The sequence below is a fragment of the Rhodococcus gannanensis genome (genome assembly GCF_042681175.1).
Classification (GTDB): domain Bacteria; phylum Actinomycetota; class Actinomycetes; order Mycobacteriales; family Mycobacteriaceae; genus Rhodococcus_G; species Rhodococcus_G gannanensis.
Map to the genome: position 1 here is coordinate 26,518 of NZ_JBHUFB010000002.1, position 18,161 is coordinate 44,678.

13 protein-coding genes and 1 pseudogene are annotated in these 18,161 nt (G+C 70.2%); 3 read left to right on the forward strand and 11 right to left on the reverse strand.

Features of this window, described 5'->3' with window-relative positions; all coding sequences use genetic code 11:
* Positions 1-258: 258 nt before the first annotated feature.
* Positions 259-963 (forward strand): annotated as a pseudogene (locus ACFSJG_RS01285) (histidine kinase dimerization/phospho-acceptor domain-containing protein); the annotation flags it as partial.
* On the opposite strand, the gene ACFSJG_RS01290 reads toward ACFSJG_RS01285, so the two are convergent.
* A complete protein-coding gene (locus tag ACFSJG_RS01290) occupies positions 904-1,071 on the reverse strand; it encodes a hypothetical protein (protein ID WP_378483392.1) in 168 nt (55 codons plus the stop codon). The pseudogene ACFSJG_RS01285 and the gene ACFSJG_RS01290 overlap by 60 nt on opposite strands.
* 7 nt (positions 1,072-1,078) lie before the next feature.
* Between ACFSJG_RS01290 and ACFSJG_RS01295 the strand changes: the two genes are divergently transcribed.
* Positions 1,079-1,243 carry a hypothetical protein gene (locus ACFSJG_RS01295; protein WP_378483393.1) on the forward strand — a complete coding sequence of 55 codons (165 nt, stop codon included), beginning with the start codon at positions 1,079-1,081 and terminating at the stop codon, positions 1,241-1,243.
* Here the strand turns inward: ACFSJG_RS01295 and ACFSJG_RS01300 are convergent.
* The 9 genes from ACFSJG_RS01300 to ACFSJG_RS01340 all read right to left on the reverse strand — a co-directional run bounded on the left by ACFSJG_RS01300 (position 1,217) and on the right by ACFSJG_RS01340 (position 11,528).
* The gene (locus tag ACFSJG_RS01300; protein ID WP_378483394.1) at positions 1,217-2,068 is read right to left on the reverse strand and encodes an SDR family oxidoreductase; all 852 of its coding nucleotides are present in this window, start codon (positions 2,066-2,068) and stop codon (positions 1,217-1,219) included. The genes ACFSJG_RS01295 and ACFSJG_RS01300 overlap by 27 nt on opposite strands.
* A 66-nt stretch (positions 2,069-2,134) precedes the next feature.
* Positions 2,135-2,785: a TetR/AcrR family transcriptional regulator gene (locus tag ACFSJG_RS01305; RefSeq protein ID WP_378483395.1), complete on the reverse strand. Its 651-nt coding sequence runs from the start codon at positions 2,783-2,785 to the stop codon at positions 2,135-2,137.
* 24 nt (positions 2,786-2,809) lie between these two features.
* Positions 2,810-4,549, reverse strand: a complete 1,740-nt coding sequence (locus tag ACFSJG_RS01310; RefSeq protein ID WP_378483396.1) for an ABC transporter ATP-binding protein — start codon at positions 4,547-4,549, stop codon at positions 2,810-2,812.
* Positions 4,549-6,339, reverse strand: coding sequence for an ABC transporter ATP-binding protein (locus tag ACFSJG_RS01315; RefSeq protein ID WP_378483397.1), 1,791 nt, complete (start codon positions 6,337-6,339; stop codon positions 4,549-4,551). The genes ACFSJG_RS01310 and ACFSJG_RS01315 overlap by 1 nt, the downstream gene beginning before the upstream one ends.
* A gap of 139 nt (positions 6,340-6,478) precedes the next feature.
* Complete coding sequence (locus tag ACFSJG_RS01320; RefSeq protein WP_378483398.1) at positions 6,479-6,973, reverse strand: nuclear transport factor 2 family protein; 495 nt, start codon at positions 6,971-6,973, stop codon at positions 6,479-6,481.
* 126 nt (positions 6,974-7,099) lie between these two features.
* Positions 7,100-8,896 carry an ABC-F family ATP-binding cassette domain-containing protein gene (locus ACFSJG_RS01325; RefSeq protein ID WP_378483399.1) on the reverse strand — a complete coding sequence of 599 codons (1,797 nt, stop codon included), beginning with the start codon at positions 8,894-8,896 and terminating at the stop codon, positions 7,100-7,102.
* On the reverse strand, positions 8,896-9,837 hold the full coding sequence (locus tag ACFSJG_RS01330) for a 4-(cytidine 5'-diphospho)-2-C-methyl-D-erythritol kinase (protein ID WP_378483400.1): 942 nt from the start codon (positions 9,835-9,837) through the stop codon (positions 8,896-8,898). Before ACFSJG_RS01330 ends, ACFSJG_RS01325 begins: the two co-directional genes overlap by 1 nt.
* A 102-nt stretch (positions 9,838-9,939) precedes the next feature.
* The gene (locus ACFSJG_RS01335; protein WP_378483401.1) at positions 9,940-10,158 is read right to left on the reverse strand and encodes a hypothetical protein; all 219 of its coding nucleotides are present in this window, start codon (positions 10,156-10,158) and stop codon (positions 9,940-9,942) included.
* A complete protein-coding gene (locus ACFSJG_RS01340) occupies positions 10,155-11,528 on the reverse strand; it encodes a WS/DGAT/MGAT family O-acyltransferase (RefSeq protein WP_378483402.1) in 1,374 nt (457 codons plus the stop codon). Before ACFSJG_RS01340 ends, ACFSJG_RS01335 begins: the two co-directional genes overlap by 4 nt.
* Positions 11,529-12,229: 701 nt before the next feature.
* Here ACFSJG_RS01340 and ACFSJG_RS01345 point away from each other — a divergent pair.
* Complete coding sequence (locus ACFSJG_RS01345; protein WP_378483403.1) at positions 12,230-17,701, forward strand: ATP-binding protein; 5,472 nt, start codon at positions 12,230-12,232, stop codon at positions 17,699-17,701.
* Positions 17,702-17,773: 72 nt separating this feature from the next.
* On the opposite strand, the gene ACFSJG_RS01350 is transcribed toward ACFSJG_RS01345, so the two are convergent.
* Positions 17,774-18,079: a hypothetical protein gene (locus ACFSJG_RS01350; protein ID WP_378483404.1), complete on the reverse strand. Its 306-nt coding sequence runs from the start codon at positions 18,077-18,079 to the stop codon at positions 17,774-17,776.
* Positions 18,080-18,161 lie beyond the last annotated feature (82 nt).

Sequence of the window (18,161 nt, forward strand, 5' to 3'; positions counted from 1 at the left end):
GCGCTGAGTGCGGCGATCGTGATCGGAGCGATCGCGGTCGCGTTCGCGGCGTTCCTCCGGGTGAACGGCACCGAACAGATCGACCGCACACTCGACTCGGTCATCCTGGCCGCCCCGCTCGGGGCCCCGGCTGACACGCTCACGATGCCGGCCGTGGCCATGCCTGCAACTCCGACGGTCGAGGCGGCGAGGTCGGAGTCGATCGCCGGTGTCGCGGTGCGGGCCCGAACCGTCGCCGTCGAGGGTGGTCCGCCTGCGATGCTGTCGGTGGCTGTCCCGGAGGATCCACTGATCGACGCGATTCGACGGCAACAGGTGTGGGTGGCCGCGGCCGCGGCCACCGCGATCGCCGCCGCCGCAGGGCTCGGCTGGACGTTCGCCGGCCGCGCGGTGCGGCCGCTGCAACGACTCGCCGCGGCAACCCACACAGTGGGCGACGCACCCGGCTCCCACCGGCCGAACGTGCGCGGTGCGCGTGAGGCGGAGGAACTCTCCGACGCGATCGGCCAGATGCTCGACCGGATCGGTACGGCGCAGCGGCGGACCGAGGAGGCGCTCGGGTCTGCCCGGGACTTCGCCGCGGTGTCCGCCCACGAGTTGCGTACCCCGCTGACCTCCATGCGCACCGACCTGGAAGTGCTCGCGACGATGCGGCTCACCGGCGAGCAACGCGACGAGGTCCTGCGCGACCTGCTCGACACCCAACGACAGGTCGAGACGACCCTCACCGACCTGGAGCGGCTCGCACTGGGCGAGTTGGCCGACGCCGCCGATCACGAGGACGTCGACCTCGTCGACCTCATCGACCGCTGCGTGCAGGAATCCGCGCGCATCCACCGGAACGTCGACATCGACTTCGCCGCGCCGGAGCGCGCGGTGCTCGTCCGCGGCGTGCCCACCGGCCTACGACTGGTACTCGACAACGCCGTCACCAACGCGGTCCGGCACGGCGGCGCGCACCGGGTGCAGGTCACGATCGCAGCCCAACCGGACGCAGTCGTCCTCACCGTGGACGACGACGGATCCGGGGTCGTCGAGACCGAGCGCGCCGCGATGTTCGAAAAAGTTCACGCGCGGCGTGGGAACATCCGCGGACGGCTCGGGACTCGGCCTCGCACTGGTCGCGCAGCAGGCGCTGCTGCACGGAGGGACGGCCCTGCTCGAGGACAGTCCCCTCGGCGGCGCCCGGCTGACACTGCGACTTCCACGGAGTTCCCTAGATTCCGGCGCGGCGGACCAGTGAGTTCGCCAGCGTCGGGGACACGGCCCCGACGTAGCGCAGCAGCTCGGCGTAGGCGGGCGCGATCTCGACCGGGCGTGACCGCACGGCCTCGACCAGCCAGCCCGCCGCCTGCTCCGCGGTCAGCGCGGGCATGCGGTCGTAGTCCTCGGTCGGGGCGATCATCGGCGTCCGGATCAGCGGGAAGTGCACGGTCGTCACCGCGACACCGGTGCCGTCCACTTCCGCCCCGAGATCGCGACCGAAGGCGCTGATCGCGGCCTTCGACGCGTGGTACGCGCCGAACCGGGGCATCACGCCTCCGGGGACGCCCCACGTCGCGACGTTGACGACGTGACCGTGGCCCCGCTCCAGCATCCCCGGCAGCAACGCCAACGTCAGCCGGACCGGCCCGAAGTAGTTGAGCGCCATGGTCCGCTCGTAGTCGTGGAACCGGTCGAGCGACTCGACGGCGGTGCGCCGGATCGACCGGCCTGCGTTGTTGACGAGGACGTCGAGTGGGCCGAACTCCGAGTTCACCCGCTTCACCAGTGACTCCACGTCGGCGGCGCTGGTCAGGTCGCACGGCAGGGCCGTCGCGTCACCGCCGGCCGCGACGATCCGGTCCCGCACCCCCGCCAGGTCCTCGGCGCCGCGTGCCACCAGGATCACGGACGCGCCGCGCTCGGCGAAGGCGGTCGCCGCGGCCTCCCCGACACCCGAGGAGGCCCCGGTGACGAGGATCGTCGCGCCCTCGATCCGGTCCGGACCCGGCCGAACCCGGGTGGCGAGGGAGCGCAGGGACGGTGGCGGGTTGAGGGCCGCGCGGGTCAGCAGTGCAGCGATCATGTGACGAGTGTGCCTGTCCGCAACGGCGCGGGCGAGGATCGGCGAATCGCGGTCCGCTACGGCAAGTCAGCGTTCGAGGCGTCGTTCGAGCCCGTCGAGGACGACCGCCAATTTGCCGTCGAGCCATCCGCGGCCGTGCCACGCGGCCTCGTCCATCCCGCCCGCCGACACCACTCCGGACTCGCGCCAACTGTCTTGATGAGCCTGCCTGGTCGACCGCGAATCGGCATCGCTCACGACGTCGTCGAGTGCGGACATCGACGCGTACTGGAGGATCGTCACCTCCGACACGAAGTCGACGGCGAGGACCGCGTCGTGGATGGCGAAGCCCTGCCCACACAGCGACTCGACGATCGCATCCACCACGGTCACCAGCGCCGGTGGCGTGCCAGGCAGCGCCAAGGCCACCTGAGCGAGACCGGGGTGCGCGTCGAAGCAGGACCACAGGGCGGACGACATCGACAGCAGCAGCTCACGCCACGGCTGGTCGACATCCGGCCACGAGGTCTCCCGCACCACGCGGTCGGCACACTCGCGCAGCAGCGATTCCCGGTCCGGGAAGTACCGGTACAGCGCCGAATGGCTGACGCCGAGACGCTTCGCCACCGCGGGCATGCTCAGCGCGGCGAGATCCCCGCCCAGCGCCGCGGTGACGATGTCGTCCGCGGTCAGGGTCGGGGGGCGGCCCGTGCGTCTGCCCACTCGTGCATCAGCCACGCCCACCACCCTGCCATTCGCCCGTCAGCCACTCACCAACTGCCAGCCGGTGGCGCGGGTGCGGAGTTCCCAGAAGTCGGCGTAGCGGCCGCCGCGGGCGAGCAGTTCGACGTGCGTTCCGGACTGCGCGACTGTGCCGTCGTCGCCGAGCACCACGATCCGGTCCGCAGCGGTGACGGTGGTGAGCTTGTGCGCGATCACCAGCAACGTGCTGTTCTGCTTGAGCACCTCCATCGCCTGTTGCAGGTGTGCCTCGTTGTCGGGGTCGAGTGCGGCGGTCGCCTCGTCGAACAACACGATCGGCGCCTGCTTGAGCAGGGCGCGAGCGATCGAGACGCGCTGGCGCTCACCTCCCGACAGCGCGGCACCGCCCTCACCCACCCGGGTGTCCCAGCCGTCGGGCAGGCGGTCCACGATCTCCCCGACACCTGCGGTACGCGCCGCGGCGGTCACCTCGTCGTCGGTGGCGTCCGGCCTTCCGACCCGGACGTTCGCTCTCAGGGTGTCGTCGAAGAGGTACACGTCCTGGAACACCAGGGACAGTTGCGACATCAGGTCGGCGGTGGTGAGGTCACGGACGTCGACACCGCCGACGCGGACCGTGCCGCCGTCGACGTCGTAGAAGCGGGCGATCAAGCGGGTGACGGTGGTCTTGCCGGAGCCGGACGGCCCCACGAGCGCGATCATCGACCGCCGCGGCACCGTGAGGTCGATGCCGCGGAGCACCGGCGCGGCATCGTCGTAACCGAAGCGGACGGCGTCGAACTCGACGGCCGGCGCCTCGTGGGCGGCGGGCGCACTGTGGTCGGGTTCGGGCAGGGGCTCCGCCTCGAGCACCTCCGACATCCGGCGGATGTCGTTGCGCGCGAGTCGGATCGCCGCGCCGAGGTCCCCGATCTCGTTGAGTGGCTGGATGAATCGGGCAATGAGGCCCAGTAACGCGACGAGGGTGACGGGGTCGATCTCCCCGTCGAGTGCAAGGAGGGCGCCGAGCACGATCAGCGCCGAGAACACCAACTGGAGTGCGAAACCGTTGACGACGGACCCGACGACCACCAGCCACATCTGCCTGCGGCCGGCGACGCGCTGTTCCTCGATCGCGGCGTCCAACGGCTCGTACACACCGTGGGTGCGACCGAAGGCACGCAGCGCCTGCTGACAACGGGCGTACTCGAGGACCCTGTTGTTCGACTCCACCGAGGCCGCGTGCATCCGGTCGTCGACCCGAGCCGTCATGTCGGTCGCGAACCGTGCCGCCACCCAGATCACCGGAGCACTGACCACCAGCGCGACGCCGAGACGCCAGTCGAAGAAGAACATCGAGACCGCGATCGTCGCCGTCGTGACGACGCCGCTGATCAGCGGCGTCATCAGGTGCGCGATCGCGCCCATCACGCTGATCGTGCCCTTCGTCGCGATCTGCGACACCTGCCCCACCCGGGTGGCGCCGAACCAGCCGAGCGGGAGCGTGACGAGGTGGTCTCCGAGCCTCAGGTGCATGGTGCGCAGCAGCACCAGCGCCGATTCGAAGCCCTTCATGGCCTGTACGTAGTGCGCCACCATGCAGAGCAGGGTGGTCGCCGCCATCACGCCCAGCCACCGCCAGAACGACGGCCAGTCGGCGTCGAACAGGGCACGCGTGACAGGCACCAGCAGAGCGACCGACACACCCTGCAGCACGCCGTATGCCACCGCCCACGCCAGGAACACCCGGTAGCGGGCGTCGTTCCCCGGGCCGAGAATGCGCATCAGGTCACGAATCATCAGTTGGTCCCTCGCTCCCACATGCGGGCGTACCGGCCGCCCGCGGCTGTCAGTTCGTCATGCGATCCACGTTCGACCACGCGACCCCGGTCGAGGACGACGATCTGATCGGCGCCGACGATCGAACTCAGCCGGTGCGCGATGACGAGAACGGTCCGATCGACCGCGAGCCGGGTGAGCGCCGCCTGGATGTCGGCCTCCGACTCCGGATCCGCGAACGCGGTGGCCTCGTCGAGTACCAGTACCGGGGTGTCGGCGAGCAGCGCCCGCGCGATCGACACCCGCTGCGCCTCACCGCCGGAGAACAGGGCATCCTCCCCGACCACCGAGTCGTACCCTCGCGGCAACGCCATGATGCGGTCGTCGATCCGCGCGGCCCGCGCGGCGGAGCGGACCGTGTCGAGATCGGCGTCGGGGCGGGCGAGGCGGATGTTGTCGAGCACCGACTCCCGCAACAGTTGCACGTCCTGCAGCACGAATCCGACGTGCCGGTACAACTCGTCGGAGGCGATCTCCCGTACGTCCACGCCACCGAGCCGAACGGCGCCCGAGGTCACGTCGTGGAAGCGCGGCACCAGCGTCGCGAGGGTGGACTTCCCGGAGCCGGACGGCCCGACGAGCGCGGTGACGGTGCCCTGACGCAGTTCGAGGTCGATTTCGGACAGCACGGTGGTGCGTCCGTCGTAGGAGAACCCGACGCCGTCGAACTCGACGGTGTGGCCGACCGGGTGCCGCGGCCGCTCGGGTTCGGGGAGCGTCGGCGCCCCGAACAGCTCGAGGAGGCGCCCCGCCGCCGCCGAGGCCTCGCGCCGAGCCTGCATACCGAAGCCGATGGACGTCACCGCAACCGGGATGATCAGGGCAACCAGAGTGGTGCTGAAGAGGTCGATCGCCGACACCCACCCGGCCTGCACCATGAGCGCGCCGACCCCGAGGTTGACGAGCAGCACCACCGGCGCGCTGAGCGCCATCGACGCGAGCGCCTCCGTCCGCAGCATCGGCCGCACCCATCCGTCGTACGCCTGCGCTGTCTCGGTGGCGGCGTCGCGGTAGCGCGAGTGTGCGCGCCTGGTCTGCCCGAACGTCTTGACGACCGCGATACCGGTGACAAATTCGACGACAGTGGCGCTGATCGCAGCCAGGCCACGGTTCATCTCCTCCATCTTCTCGGTCATGCCCCGCGTCATCACCGCGTAGGCGACGACGTACACGGGCAGGGTCGCGACGGCGAGCAGTGCGAGGCGCCAGTCGACGGAGATGACGTACGCCAGACCGGCGAGCGGTACCGCCACCGCGCCGGTGGTCTCGACGGCACTGTGCGCGACCAGGTAGTGCATGTCGCCGATGTCGTTCTGCGCGGCCTTGCGGACCTGCCCCGACGAGTGCGTGGTGAACCACCCGAGCGGAAGTCGCCCGAGGGTGGTGGCGATGCGCCGACGAAGGATCGCCTGCAATCGCACGTCGGCGAAGTGAGTCACCATGAGCGCGCCACCGCCGAAGCCCGCCCGGAGCCCGAGGCCGGTTACAACGACCCACACGATCGTCCACACCCGCTCCGAGTCCACCGGTCCGGCGGCGAGCAGGGTCTTGCCGAGTTCGGCGATGGCGACGTAAGGGACGATCGTCGCGAACGCCGCCACCACCTGCATCGCCATCGCAACGCGGGTCCGAGTTCGTACCGGCGCCAGCAGTTCTCGCAGCGCCGCTCGCTCGGTGGTGCCGGGCGGATCGGCGGCGGGTCCGTCGACGGCCCGCGGCTCGTCGACCGGCAGGGTCTGAGTGGACGTCATGGTGAGCTCCAGGGATCCGACTTAGTTACAGCCTGTCTTGGTTAGGACAGGCTAGCTTTTCCTGGAGGTTCATGGGTGGACTACGTCGAGAAGGGGTCGTGCGGAGACAGCGGAGTGCGCACCCAGTCCGGCAGCCGGATCACTCGGTGACGGGCTCGCGCGGGGGCGTGGAGTTGAGCGTCAATGACCACCTGTTCGAGGTCAACTGCAGGCTCGGGAGGTCGGCGAGCGAGAGCACCAGCTCGAAGGTCCGTTCGTATCCGGTGTGCGCGATCCGCCACTCGCCTGCCTCGTTGCGTGCATACCTGTCGTGATAGAAAGCCGCGCCGCGCAACATCATTCCGTCCTCGGGAATGATCACCATGTCCTGCAGGAACCACGTTCCGGTGGCGACGTCACCGTCGATCTCGATCTCGGGCTGCGCGCACAGATGCTCCGACAACACGTGCGGACCGAGGGTGATCTCCATGAACGAGCAGAGCGCGTCGCGATCCTCGAACCGGAGGTGTTCGCCGTAGGTCGCGGTGGCATCGGGGAGGAGTGTCTCACGGAAGAGCGGCCAGTCCTTCGTGTCCAGGGCGCGCGAGTAGCGGTGTTTGAGCCTGGTGATCTCGGCTAGAGCATCCAGATCCATGACGCGCGCCTTTCACGACGGGACCATGAACGACAAGAACGACCTGAGCCGCAGCCTAGTCGCCTTCCGGCCCACTCGCGGGATGAACAGTCTCCGTGCGCGTTGCGGCGACCACCGCCCACCTGCTCAGTCGAGGTCCGCGGCCAGTTCCATCCAGCGCTCCTCCGCGGACTCCTTCTCCGCCACGACCGACCGCAGTTCGCCGTCGAGCCGCTGCAGCTCCTGAACGTCCGTGGCCGCCGCAGCCAACGCCTCGTGCAGCACGGCCTCCCGCTCCGACAGCTTCGCGACCTGACGCTCGATCCGGCTCAGTTCCTTCCGGGCGGCCCGGTCGGCGGCGCCGTCACGGACCACTGCGGGACAGCCGTCGGCCTGGGCGACCGCGACCCGCACCGGAGCCGGGCCGGGAGCGGCGGCCTCGACCACCGCGGCCCGGCGACGCAGGTACTCCTCGATCCCGCCGGGCAGGTTGGTGAGCTTGCCGTCACCGAACAGCGCCCAGGTGCTGTCGCAGATGCGCTCGATCAGGTAGCGGTCGTGCGAGATCACCACCATCGTGCCCGCCCAGCCGTCGAGGATGTCCTCGAGCTGCTGCAGGGTGTCGATGTCGAGGTCGTTGGTGGGCTCGTCGAGGAGCAACACGTTCGGCTCGCCCATCAGCACGCGTGTCAGCTGCAGGCGGCGACGCTCGCCACCGGACAGATCGCCGACCGGCGTCCGCTGGCGCGCCGGGGTGAACCCGAGCCGCTCCGCCAGCTGTCCGGCGGAAACCTCCTTGTCGCCCAACATGATCCGCTCGGCAACGTCCTTGACCGCGTCGAGCACGCGCATGTCGGTCGGCAGATCGTCGAGTTCCTGGCGGAGCCAGCCGATCTTGACGGTCTGGCCCTGGATCCGCTTGCCCGACGCCGGCTGCAGCTCGCCGGCGAGGGTCCGCAGCAACGTCGTCTTCCCGGAGCCGTTGACACCGACGAGACCGACCCGTTCGCCCGGCGCGAGCCGCCACGTCAGGTCGTGGACCAGTTCCCGGCCGTCCGGAGTGGTCAGCTTCGCGTCCTCGAGCTCGATGACGACGCGGCCGAGGCGACGCTTCGCGAAGGACGCGAGCGCGATGGAGTCACGCGGCGGCGGCACGTTCGCGATCAGCGCCTCGGCGGCCTCGACGCGGTAGCGGGGCTTGGACGCGCGAGCCTGCGGGCCGCGGCGAAGCCACGCAAGCTCCTTACGGGCGAGGTTCTGCCGCCGCTCCTCCGCGGCGTCGGCCTGCCGGGCACGCTCGGCGCGGGCGAAGATCCAGTCGTTGTAGCCGCCCTCGTAGCTCTCGACCCTGCCGCCGACGACCTCCCAGGTCCGCGAGGCGACGGTGTCGAGGAACCACCGGTCGTGGGTGACGACGACGAGCGCGCTGCGCCGGGTCAGCAGGTGCTCGGCCAGCCATTGCACACCCTCGACGTCGAGGTGGTTGGTCGGCTCGTCGAGGACGAGCAGGTCGAGGTCCCGCACGAGGGCCGCGGCCAGCGCCACGCGGCGACGCTCGCCGCCGGACAGCCCCTCGACGGTGCGATCGAGGCCGAGCGCGTCGATGCCGATTCCCGCAAGGATCGACCGGATCCGGGCGTCACCGGCCCACTCGTGTTCCGCGAGCCCGAGCGGCGCGAGCACGACCTCGGCGACGGTCGCGCCGTCCGGCAGGGCACCGCGCTGGGTGACGACGGCCATCCGCAGACCGCCGACCCGGCTGACCCGGCCGGAGTCCGGCTCCTCGACACCTGCGAGGACCTCGAGCATCGTGGTCTTGCCGCCGCCGTTGAGGCCGACGACGCCGATGCGTTCGCCCTCCTGCACGCCGAGTGACACGGAGTCGAGGAGTGGCTTGACGCCGTACGACTTCGAGACCTGCTCCAGATTGATCAGATTGGCCATCAGTGTTCCGTTCCGCGGGAGATGTCGTCGGCGAGGACGCGGGCGCCGGGGACCGGCCCGTGCGCCACCCGGATGGTGCGGCACACGCCCGCACCGGCGAGTTCGGCCGCGACCTCGACGGCCACGTCCTCGTCCGAGCACAGGAAGGCGCAGGTGGGTCCCGATCCCGAGACGATGCCCGCGAGGGCTCCGGCCGTGACCCCCGCACGGAGGGTGCGGCGCAGCTCCGGCTTGAGGGACAGCGCCGCGGCCTGCAGGTCGTTGCCGAGCAGCGGCGCGAGCGCGGTGGCGTCACCTGCCGCGAGCGCGTGCATCAGCTCGTCCGGGTCGCCGATCCGGGGCGGGTCCCCCTCCGCGCGCAACCGGTCCAGCTCACGGAACACGGCCGGCGTGCTCAGCCCGCCCTTGGCGAGCGCGATGACCCAGTGGAAGCTGTTGCGGGACAGGACGGGAAGCAGTTTCTCGCCGCGGCCGGTCCCCAGCGCGGTCATGCCGTGCAAGGTGAACGGCACGTCGCTGCCCAGTTCGGCGCCGAGTTCGAACAGTTCGGCCCGGTCGAGACCGAGACGCCACAGCTCGTTCAGGCCGACCAGCGTGGCGGCTGCGTCGGCGCTGCCGCCCGCCATCCCGCCCGCGACGGGGACGCCCTTGACGATCGTGATCGCGACGTCGGCGGACCGCCCGGCTCGACGGGCCAGCAGTTCGGCGGCCTGCCACACCAGGTTGCCCCGGTCGGTGGGCACCGAGTCGGCGTCGACACCGCGGACCCGCACCGTGAGGGCGTCCGACTCGGTCAGGTGGACGTCGTCGCTGAGGGAGAGCGCCTGGAACACCGAGGTCAGCTCGTGATAGCCGTCCTCACGCAGGTCACCGACTCCCAGGTGGAGGTTCACCTTGGACGGGGCCCGGACGATCACGGGGCGAGGAACGACGGACAGCACAACCAGACAGCCTAGTTGAGTGGCCGGGCCACCCGCGCCGTCGCATCCGCCCGGCACCGCAACACGGCCGAGTTCGACTGCGGTGCGACCGTTTTCGAACGATCAGATGACGATGGCCGCGGCACCCACCCCGAGCACGGTACCGAGCCCGACGAGCAACGCCAGCGGGAACGAGCCACTGACCGCGGCCGTGGGGACCGCTGCCGCGACCGCGGAGGTCGACGCGATGAGCCTCGTGGACCGCAGCCGGACGGTCTCGACGCTCTCGGGCAGCCGGTGCCTGCCGTGCGGGACGGCCACCCGCCCGTGCGGGGCGGTCACAGTCCCACCGCCCGTTCGAGCAGGGCCAGCTCGTCGTCGAGGTGGGCGACCATCGGAGCCAGGTCGGGCAGGCTTCGGCAGGCGGTGAGCCCGAACGAGATCTCGTGGTCGGTGCTCGTGCAGGTGATGTTGAGCGCCTGCCCGGCAACGGGGATGGACAGTGGATACAGGGCGGTCATGCGAGCTCCGTTCCAGTAGAGGGGCACATCCGGTCCCGGCACGTTCGAGATCATCACGTTGGCCGGGCGGATCGGGAGACTCCGGCCCAGGAACATGCCGAGGGCGAGTGGTGCCACACCCAGTGCACTCATTGCCCGGATCTGGGTGGCACTACGAGTACGCATCGTCTCCTTCCCCTCCCGCATCGACGCCCGGACGGCGGCGAGGCGGTCTCCTGCCTCGGCATGGTGGGTGCCGAGATTGCAAGTGAGAACACCGATTTCGTTACCACCCTCGGTGCGCTCACCGCGGATGGACACCGGCACCAGCGCCCGCAGCGGGTCGCCGGGCAGCGCGTCGACGCCCGCCAGGAAGGTGCGCAGCGCCCCCGACGACATGGCGAGCACCACGTCGTTGACGGTGGCGTCCGCGCACTTGGCGACCAGGCGCAGTCGCTCCAGCCGCCACGTACCCGCGGCGAAGCGGCGGGCGCCACCGATCGACACGTTCAGCAGTGAGGACGGCGCCGCCAGGGTCAGCGCGCCCCCGCGGCCGTGCAGCGCGCGGTCGACGGTGTCGACGAGCGCCGGCACGAGCCCGGCCACCTCACCGACCGACTCCCGGACGACGCGAACCGCGGCACCGGCGAAGTCGACTGTGCCCGTGACCGGGGAGACCACCTCCAGCCGCGGCGCCCCCGGCTCCCACGGTGCGCGCAGGTTGCGGGCGTCGGGGTCGTCACTGAGGGCACGCCGCAGCATCCGCATGACCGAGATGCCGTCGGCGAGGGCGTGGTGGACCTTCATGTACACCGCGAACCGGCCGTCGGCCAGACCCTCGATCAGGTGCATCTCCCAGAGCGGCCGACTGCGGTCGAGGAGGCTCGCATGCAGCCGGGAGACGAGGTCCATCAGCTCGCGCATACCGCCGGGCTGCGGCAGAGCGTCGTGCTGGACGTGGTGGACCAGGTCAACGTCGGCGACGGTCTCCCATGCCCACTGCCCGAGAGTCCCGAGGGAGCGCCGCGCACGGCGGCGGAGCTGGGGGGCGACCAGGTCGCGGGTGAGCGCGGTGTCGAGCATCGCGCGGACGTCGCTCGCTTCTCCACCCTCGGGCGGCTCGAAGAGCACGAGTCCGCCGACGTGCATCGGGCACTCGCGCGACTCACCGATCAGGAACATCGAGTCGGTGGGCGACATCGGAAGCAACATGGTCAGGAATCCCCCTCAGTGATGTGTGTCACCGCAGATCACAAGTAGATGTGATAAAGGTCACGATTTTGTGGTGACGATGGTTTTGTACCGCATCACGACACGCAGCACCACATGGGCAAACGTCCAGATACCGTCACTATCCGGTTGTGAACCCACCCCTTGACATCTCACGCGGCGCGGGTGGCGCACCACGCACCCCGCCGACCTGCACCTACGCACCCGTAGGTTAGCCACGCGGTACCGGACGTCACAGACAGCAGGCGGGGAAGAAATTCATCCACTCGAACTACCTACTCGCGAGTACGCGAAAACCTACTCGAAAGTAGCCATCGGTGCAGGGTAGAAAGAGCCGATCAGTGGTCGAATGTCGTTGCCGCGAAACGATGTTGAGTGACCTTGTAACGACATGACACCACCGCCGAAATAATGCATGCTGGCATTCCGGAAGCGCCGATCACGCACCGGAGGGCGACCGGGTTCTCCCGGCCGAGAACGGTCATCGCCGACCCCCTCCACCGCGCGGCGTCCGGTGATCCGGCGACCTCCCCGACACACGGGGCTCGGAGGTCGCAGGCAGTCGAGGGGGCCCCGGCTCACAGGTGTCCGACACGGCTGCCGCATGTCCGCACCGAGTGCCCGCCACTCACCGCGGGCGACACAAGTGAGAAACGATGTACGAGGGAATGGTGGCCAACCAGATGTTCAGACGAATCGCAGTCGTCAACCGTGGCGAGGCGGCAGTGCGCCTGATCCGCGCCGTCCGGGAACTCAACGCAGAGGGCAACCACGGCATCACGGTCATCGCCCTGCACACCGAGGCCGAACGCCGTGCGATGTTCGTCCGGCAGGCCGACGAAGGCGTGACGCTGCGCCCCTCCACCACCGCAGCCACCCCCTACCTCGATCACGCCGAGCTCGAGCGCGCCCTCCTCGAGGCTCGCGCCGACGCCGTGTGGGTCGGCTGGGGCTTCGTCGCCGAGGACCCGGGCTTCGCCGAGGTCTGCGCCAAACTCGGCATCACGTTCATCGGCCCGTCCGCCGAGGCCATGCGACTGCTCGGCGACAAGGTCGAGGCCAAACTGCTCGCCGAGAAGGTCGGCGTCCCCGTCGCGCCGTGGTCCGGCGGTCCCGTGGAGACCCGCGCCGACGCCCGCCGGCACGCCCAGGCCATCGGCTACCCCCTGATCATCAAGGCCCGTTCCGGCGGCGGCGGACGCGGCATCCGCAAGGTCTACTCGGAGGACGAGCTCGAACTCGCCCTCGAGCGCACCCAGGGCGAGGCCGAGCGCTCCTTCGGCGACCCGGTCGTCTTCATCGAGCGGCTCGTCACCGAGGCCCGCCACGTCGAGGTCCAGGTCATCGCCGACGCACACGGCAACGTGTGGGCGCCCGGCGTCCGCGACTGCTCCATCCAGCGCAAGAACCAGAAGGTCATCGAGGAGTCGGCGTCCCCGCTGCTGACCGGCGAGCAGTCCGCCGAGCTGCGGAAGGTGTCCGCCGAACTGGTCAAGGCCGCCGGCTACTGCGGCGCCGCCACCGTCGAGTACCTGTACCAGCCGTCGCAGAAGGTGTTCACCTTCCTCGAGGTCAACACCCGCCTGCAGGTCGAGCACCCGATCACCGAGTTCACCACCGGCCTCGACCTGGTGAAGCTGCAGATCCACGTCGCCAGCGGCAAGGCTCTCGAAGGCGAGTGCCCCACCGAGTTCGGCCACGCCGTCGAGGCCCGCCTGAACGCCGAGGACGCCGACAACGGCTTCGCGCCCGCGCCAGGCACGGTGCAGCTGCTCAAGTTCCCGCTCGGCTCCGGACTGCGCGTCGACACCGGCATCGCCCAGGGCGACGTCATCCCACCCGACTACGACTCGATGGTCGCGAAGGTCATCGCCTGGGGCCGCGACCGCTCGGAGGCACTCGCCCGCCTCCGCACCGCGCTCCGCGAGACCACCGTCGTCCTCGACGGCGGCACCACCACCAAGTCCTTCCTGCTCGACCTCCTCGACCGCGACGAGGTCATCTCCGCGTCCGCAGACACCGGCTGGCTCGACCGCACCGGCGCCGGCACCGACAACGGCCCGACCCCTGCCGCCGCGATCGCACTGCTCGCCACCGCCATCGGCGTCTACGACGCCGAAGAGGCCCGCGAGCGCGCCGCGTTCCTCACCTCCGCCCGCGGCGGACGCCCCCGCACGAAGAACACCGTCGGCCGCAGCGTCGAACTGAGCTACCAGGGCCAGGCCTACCAGTTCGAGGTCGGACAGGTCGGACCGCACCGCTACCGCGTCGACGGTGACAGCGGCGAGGTCGAGTGCGACGTCGACGTGCTCGGCGAGTTCGAGCGCAGGCTCACCGTCGGCGGCCGCCGCCACCACGTCGTCTCCGTCACCGGTCCCGCCCACCACCTGGTCGAGGTCGACGGCGTGAGCCACCAGATCAGCCAGGACGAGGCAGGCGTGGTCCGCGCGCCGTCGCCCGCCGTCGTCGTGGCGCTGCCCGTCGCGGTCGGCGACGAGGTCGAGGCAGGCGACACCCTGGTCGTCCTCGAGGCGATGAAGATGGAAACCGCCATCCGCTCGCCGTACGCGGGCACCGTCCGCGAGGTCCTGGCCATCGTCAACGGCCAGGTCGACGCCGGTGCGGCGCTGCTGCGCGTGGACCAGGTCGCCGAGGAGACCGTGACCGCCACCGCGCCGCGCGTCGAGTTCGCAGCTCCCGAGGCAGCCGAACGCGACGACCTGACCGAGGCACTGTCCCGGCTGGACTCGCTCACCGCGATGATCACCGGATTCGATGTCGACGACACCCGCGCGAAGGCGCTGCTCGCCGAGTACGAGACGCTCCGTGACCGCCTGCCCGAGTCGGACCCGACCCTGGTGCGCGCGGAACTGGCGCTGCTGACCACGTTCGCCGACCTGTGCGAGCTGTCCCGGAACCGTCCGGCGGGCGGCGAGAGCGACGAGCGCGTGCACTCCCCTCGCGAGCACTTCCACTCGTTCCTCCGCTCACTCGACGTCGAACTCGAAGGACTCCCGGAGTCCTTCCGAGCCCGGCTGTCCCGCTCGCTGGTGCACTACGACATCGTCGAACTGGACCGCACCCCGGAGCTGGAGGAGGCCGTCTTCCGGCTGTTCCTCGCGCTGCAGCGCCTCGAGCAGCAGGTTCCGGTCGTCGCCGGACTGCTTTCGCACTGGCTCCGTGAGTTCCCGGTCGGCGACGCGCAGACCGCCGAGGTCGGCGAGGTCCTCGACCGTCTGGTCGTGGCCACCCAGCTGCGCTACCCGCTGCTCGGCGACATGGCACGCGGTCTGCACTTCCGGATCTTCGACGAGCCGGTCGTCAAGCGCGCTCGCGACGCGATCTACGACGGTGTCCGCGGCAGCCTGCAGTACCTGGCGAAGCAGCCGGGCGCGACCGATCGCGCCGCACGCATCGACGCGATGGTCGACACCCCGGAGCCGCTCGTCGGTCTGCTGGCGGAGCCCTGGTCCGCGCCCGGCGACCTGCTCGAGGTCGTCACGCGGCAGTACTACAAGATCCGCGGCCTGTCGGACGTCAAAGCCGTCGACGGGCACGGACTGCCCTGTGTCACCGGCATTTTCGAGCTGTCGGGTGAGCACCTGAACCTGGTGTCGGTCGCGGCCGAGCGGTCGCGCCTGACCGACGCCCTCGCCGTCGTGGACTCGGTCGCGGGCCCCGCCCCGGTGAACCTCGTCGCCGACCTGTACCTGACGTGGCCGGACGCCCCCGCCGACGACGACGAACTGGCCGGGACACTCCGCGCGGAGTTGCTGGCGCACAACGCGTCCGTGCCGTGGCGGCGGGTCACCGTCACCGTCACCGTGCCCGGCGCGATGACCACCCAGCGTCAGGTGACGTTCCGCCCCGCGGCAGACGGCGGCCTCGACGAGGACCGCATCATCCGCGGTATGCACCCGCTGACGGCGCAGCGACTCGACATGTGGCGCCTGAAGAACTTCAACGGCACCCGCCTCGCCGCGCCCGCCGACACGTACGTCTACCACCTCGCGGCGAAGGACAACCCCTCCGACGAACGCCTCATCGCGATGGCGCAGGTGCGTGACCTGACACTGCAGTTCGACGAGGACGGCGAGATCGAGGCCGCACCCGCCATCGAGCGGGCCGTCGCGTCCTGCCTCGCCGGCATCCGCAACGCCCAGGCCGCCCGCGGTCGCAAGCGTCTCGACAACAACCGCGTCGTGCTCTACGTGTGGCCGCGCCTCGACATCGCGGTGGACCGGATCGCCGCGATCGCCGGTCACGTCGCGCCGCTGACGGTCGGCGCGGGCATCGAGCAGATCACCCTGATCTGCCGGATCCAGGAGTCCCCCAACGCGACTCCGCGTCAGGTCGCGCTCCGATTCTCCTACCGGTCCGGCGCAGGCCTGCAGGTCGCGGTCACCGAGCCGCCGACCGAGCCGCTCAAGCCGCTCGACGACTACACCCTGAAGGTGCAGCGGTCGAAGGCCCGCGGCACCGTCTATCCGTACGAGCTGATCCCGGCGCTGAGCGCGGGCGGCAGCTTCGTCGAGTACGACCTCGACGAGACCGGGTCCCTGGTGCCCGTCGACCGTCCGTACGGCCGCAACAAGGCCGGCCTCATCGTCGGTGTCGTCACCACCGCCACCGAGCGCCATCCCGAGGGCATCACCCGCGTCGCCCTGTTCGGTGACCCGACCCGGGCACTGGGCACCGTCGCCGAGGCCGAGTGCTCGCGACTCGTCGCGGCGATCGACCTCGCGGAGTCCCTGGGTGCTCCGGTCGAGTGGTTCGCGTTGTCCTCCGGCGCCACCATCTCGATGGAGTCCGGCACCGAGAACATGGACTGGGTCTCGCGCGGTCTGCGCCGGATCATCACGTTCACGCAGAACGGCGGCGAGATCAACGTGATCGTCGCGGGCATCAACGTCGGCGCTCAGCCGTACTGGAACGCCGAGGCCACGATGCTGATGCACACCAAGGGCATCCTCGTGATGACGCCGGAGTCGGCGATGGTCCTCACCGGCAAGCAGTCGCTCGACTACTCCGGTGGCGTCTCCGCCGAGGACAACTTCGGCATCGGTGGCTACGACCGCGTCATGGGCCCGAACGGCCAGGCGCAGTACTGGGCACCGGACCTCACCGCCGCGATCGACGTGCTGTTCTCGCACTACGACCACGCGTACCTCGTTCCGGGAGAACGCTTCCCGCGCAAGGCCGAGTCCACCGACCCGATCGAGCGGGACGTGCGGTGCTTCCCGCACGTGCACCCGGCGAGCGAGTTCACCACCGTCGGGGAGATCTTCTCCGCGGAGACCAACCCCGACCGGAAGAAGCCGTTCGACATCCGCACCGTGATGCGCGCCGTCGTCGACCAGGACCACGCGGTGCTCGAGCGCTGGGCCGACATGGCCGACGCCGACACCTCCGTGGTGTTCGACGCGCACCTCGGAGGCAACGCCGTCACCGTCGTCGGCATCGAGTCCCGGGCCATCGCCCGCAAGGGCTGGTTCCCGACGGACGGCCCGGACCAGTGGACGTCGGGCACCTTGTTCCCGCGCTCGTCGAAGAAGACGGCCCGCGCGATCAACGCGGCCTCCGGCAACCGTCCCGTGGTGGTGCTCGCGAACCTGTCCGGCTTCGACGGCTCCCCGGAGTCGCTGCGGAACCTGCAGCTCGAGTACGGCGCCGAGATCGGCCGCGCGATCGTCAACTTCGACGGCCCGATCGTGTTCGTCGTGATCTCCCGCTACCACGGTGGCGCGTTCGTGGTGTTCTCCGGAGCGCTGAACGAGAACATGGAGGTACTCGCGGTCGAGGGCTCGTTCGCCTCGGTGCTCGGTGGCGCACCCGCCGCCGCGGTGGTGTTCACCCGCGAGGTGAACGCCCGCACCGCCGCCGACCCGGCGCTCAAGGCACTGGAGGCGAGCCTCGCCGAGGCCACCGACGACGCCGAGCGCGCCCAGCTGCGGGTGGACCTCGCCGCGAAGAAGGCCGAGGTCCGCAACGCGAAGCTCGGTGAGGTCGCCGCGGAGTTCGAGGGCATCCACAACATCGAGCGGGCACGCGAGGTCGGATCGGTGCACGCGATCGTGCCGGCCGCCGACCTGCGGCCGCGACTCGTGGACGCCGTCGAGCGCGGCATCGCGCGGACGCTGACCGCTCAGGGCTGACCCGCCAGACACTGATACTTCAGACACGAACGGCGCCATCGGAGTTCGCTCCGAAGGCGCCGTTGGTGTTGGCTACTGTTGTCCGCCGGACGGATAGCAGCTCGGACTGAACCACAGACAGGGCGGGTAGTCGGCCGAGCTGTTCCCGATGGCGATCCAGCCTGCAAAGAGCGCCACCGCATTCATCGGCCACATCGCGAGCCGGATGGCAACTGCCACGGACTCACTCGATGACGAGCCCGACTCGGCGGCGGACGAAGATGACGAATAGTCGGTGGCCTGCGCCGCTGCTGCACCAGCGCCGGCACCGATCCCCACTGCCATCACAGCGGCGACAGCGACGGACGCCAGCAGGCGACGCCCCGAACGTGAAGACATGTGAACCCCCTCGGATGACAGCGGCGGCGCGGCACTCCTCAGCTCTCGACGAATGCACCGAACGACACCGCCGCGGCGACAT

Bases quoted from the DNA above. Each gene is read 5' to 3' on its own strand.
- ACFSJG_RS01315 (WP_378483397.1), bottom strand. From the start codon at position 6,339: ATGACGTCCACTCAGACCCTGCCGGTCGACGAGCCGCGGGCCGTCGAC.
- ACFSJG_RS01310 (WP_378483396.1), bottom strand. From the start codon at position 4,549: ATGATTCGTGACCTGATGCGCATTCTCGGCCCGGGGAACGACGCCCGC.
- ACFSJG_RS01345 (WP_378483403.1), top strand. From the start codon at position 12,230: ATGTTCAGACGAATCGCAGTCGTCAACCGTGGCGAGGCGGCAGTGCGC.
- ACFSJG_RS01340 (WP_378483402.1), bottom strand. From the start codon at position 11,528: ATGTTGCTTCCGATGTCGCCCACCGACTCGATGTTCCTGATCGGTGAG.
- ACFSJG_RS01325 (WP_378483399.1), bottom strand. From the start codon at position 8,896: ATGGCCAATCTGATCAATCTGGAGCAGGTCTCGAAGTCGTACGGCGTC.
- ACFSJG_RS01350 (WP_378483404.1), bottom strand. From the start codon at position 18,079: ATGTCTTCACGTTCGGGGCGTCGCCTGCTGGCGTCCGTCGCTGTCGCC.
- ACFSJG_RS01320 (WP_378483398.1), bottom strand. From the start codon at position 6,973: ATGGATCTGGATGCTCTAGCCGAGATCACCAGGCTCAAACACCGCTAC.
- ACFSJG_RS01300 (WP_378483394.1), bottom strand. From the start codon at position 2,068: ATGATCGCTGCACTGCTGACCCGCGCGGCCCTCAACCCGCCACCGTCC.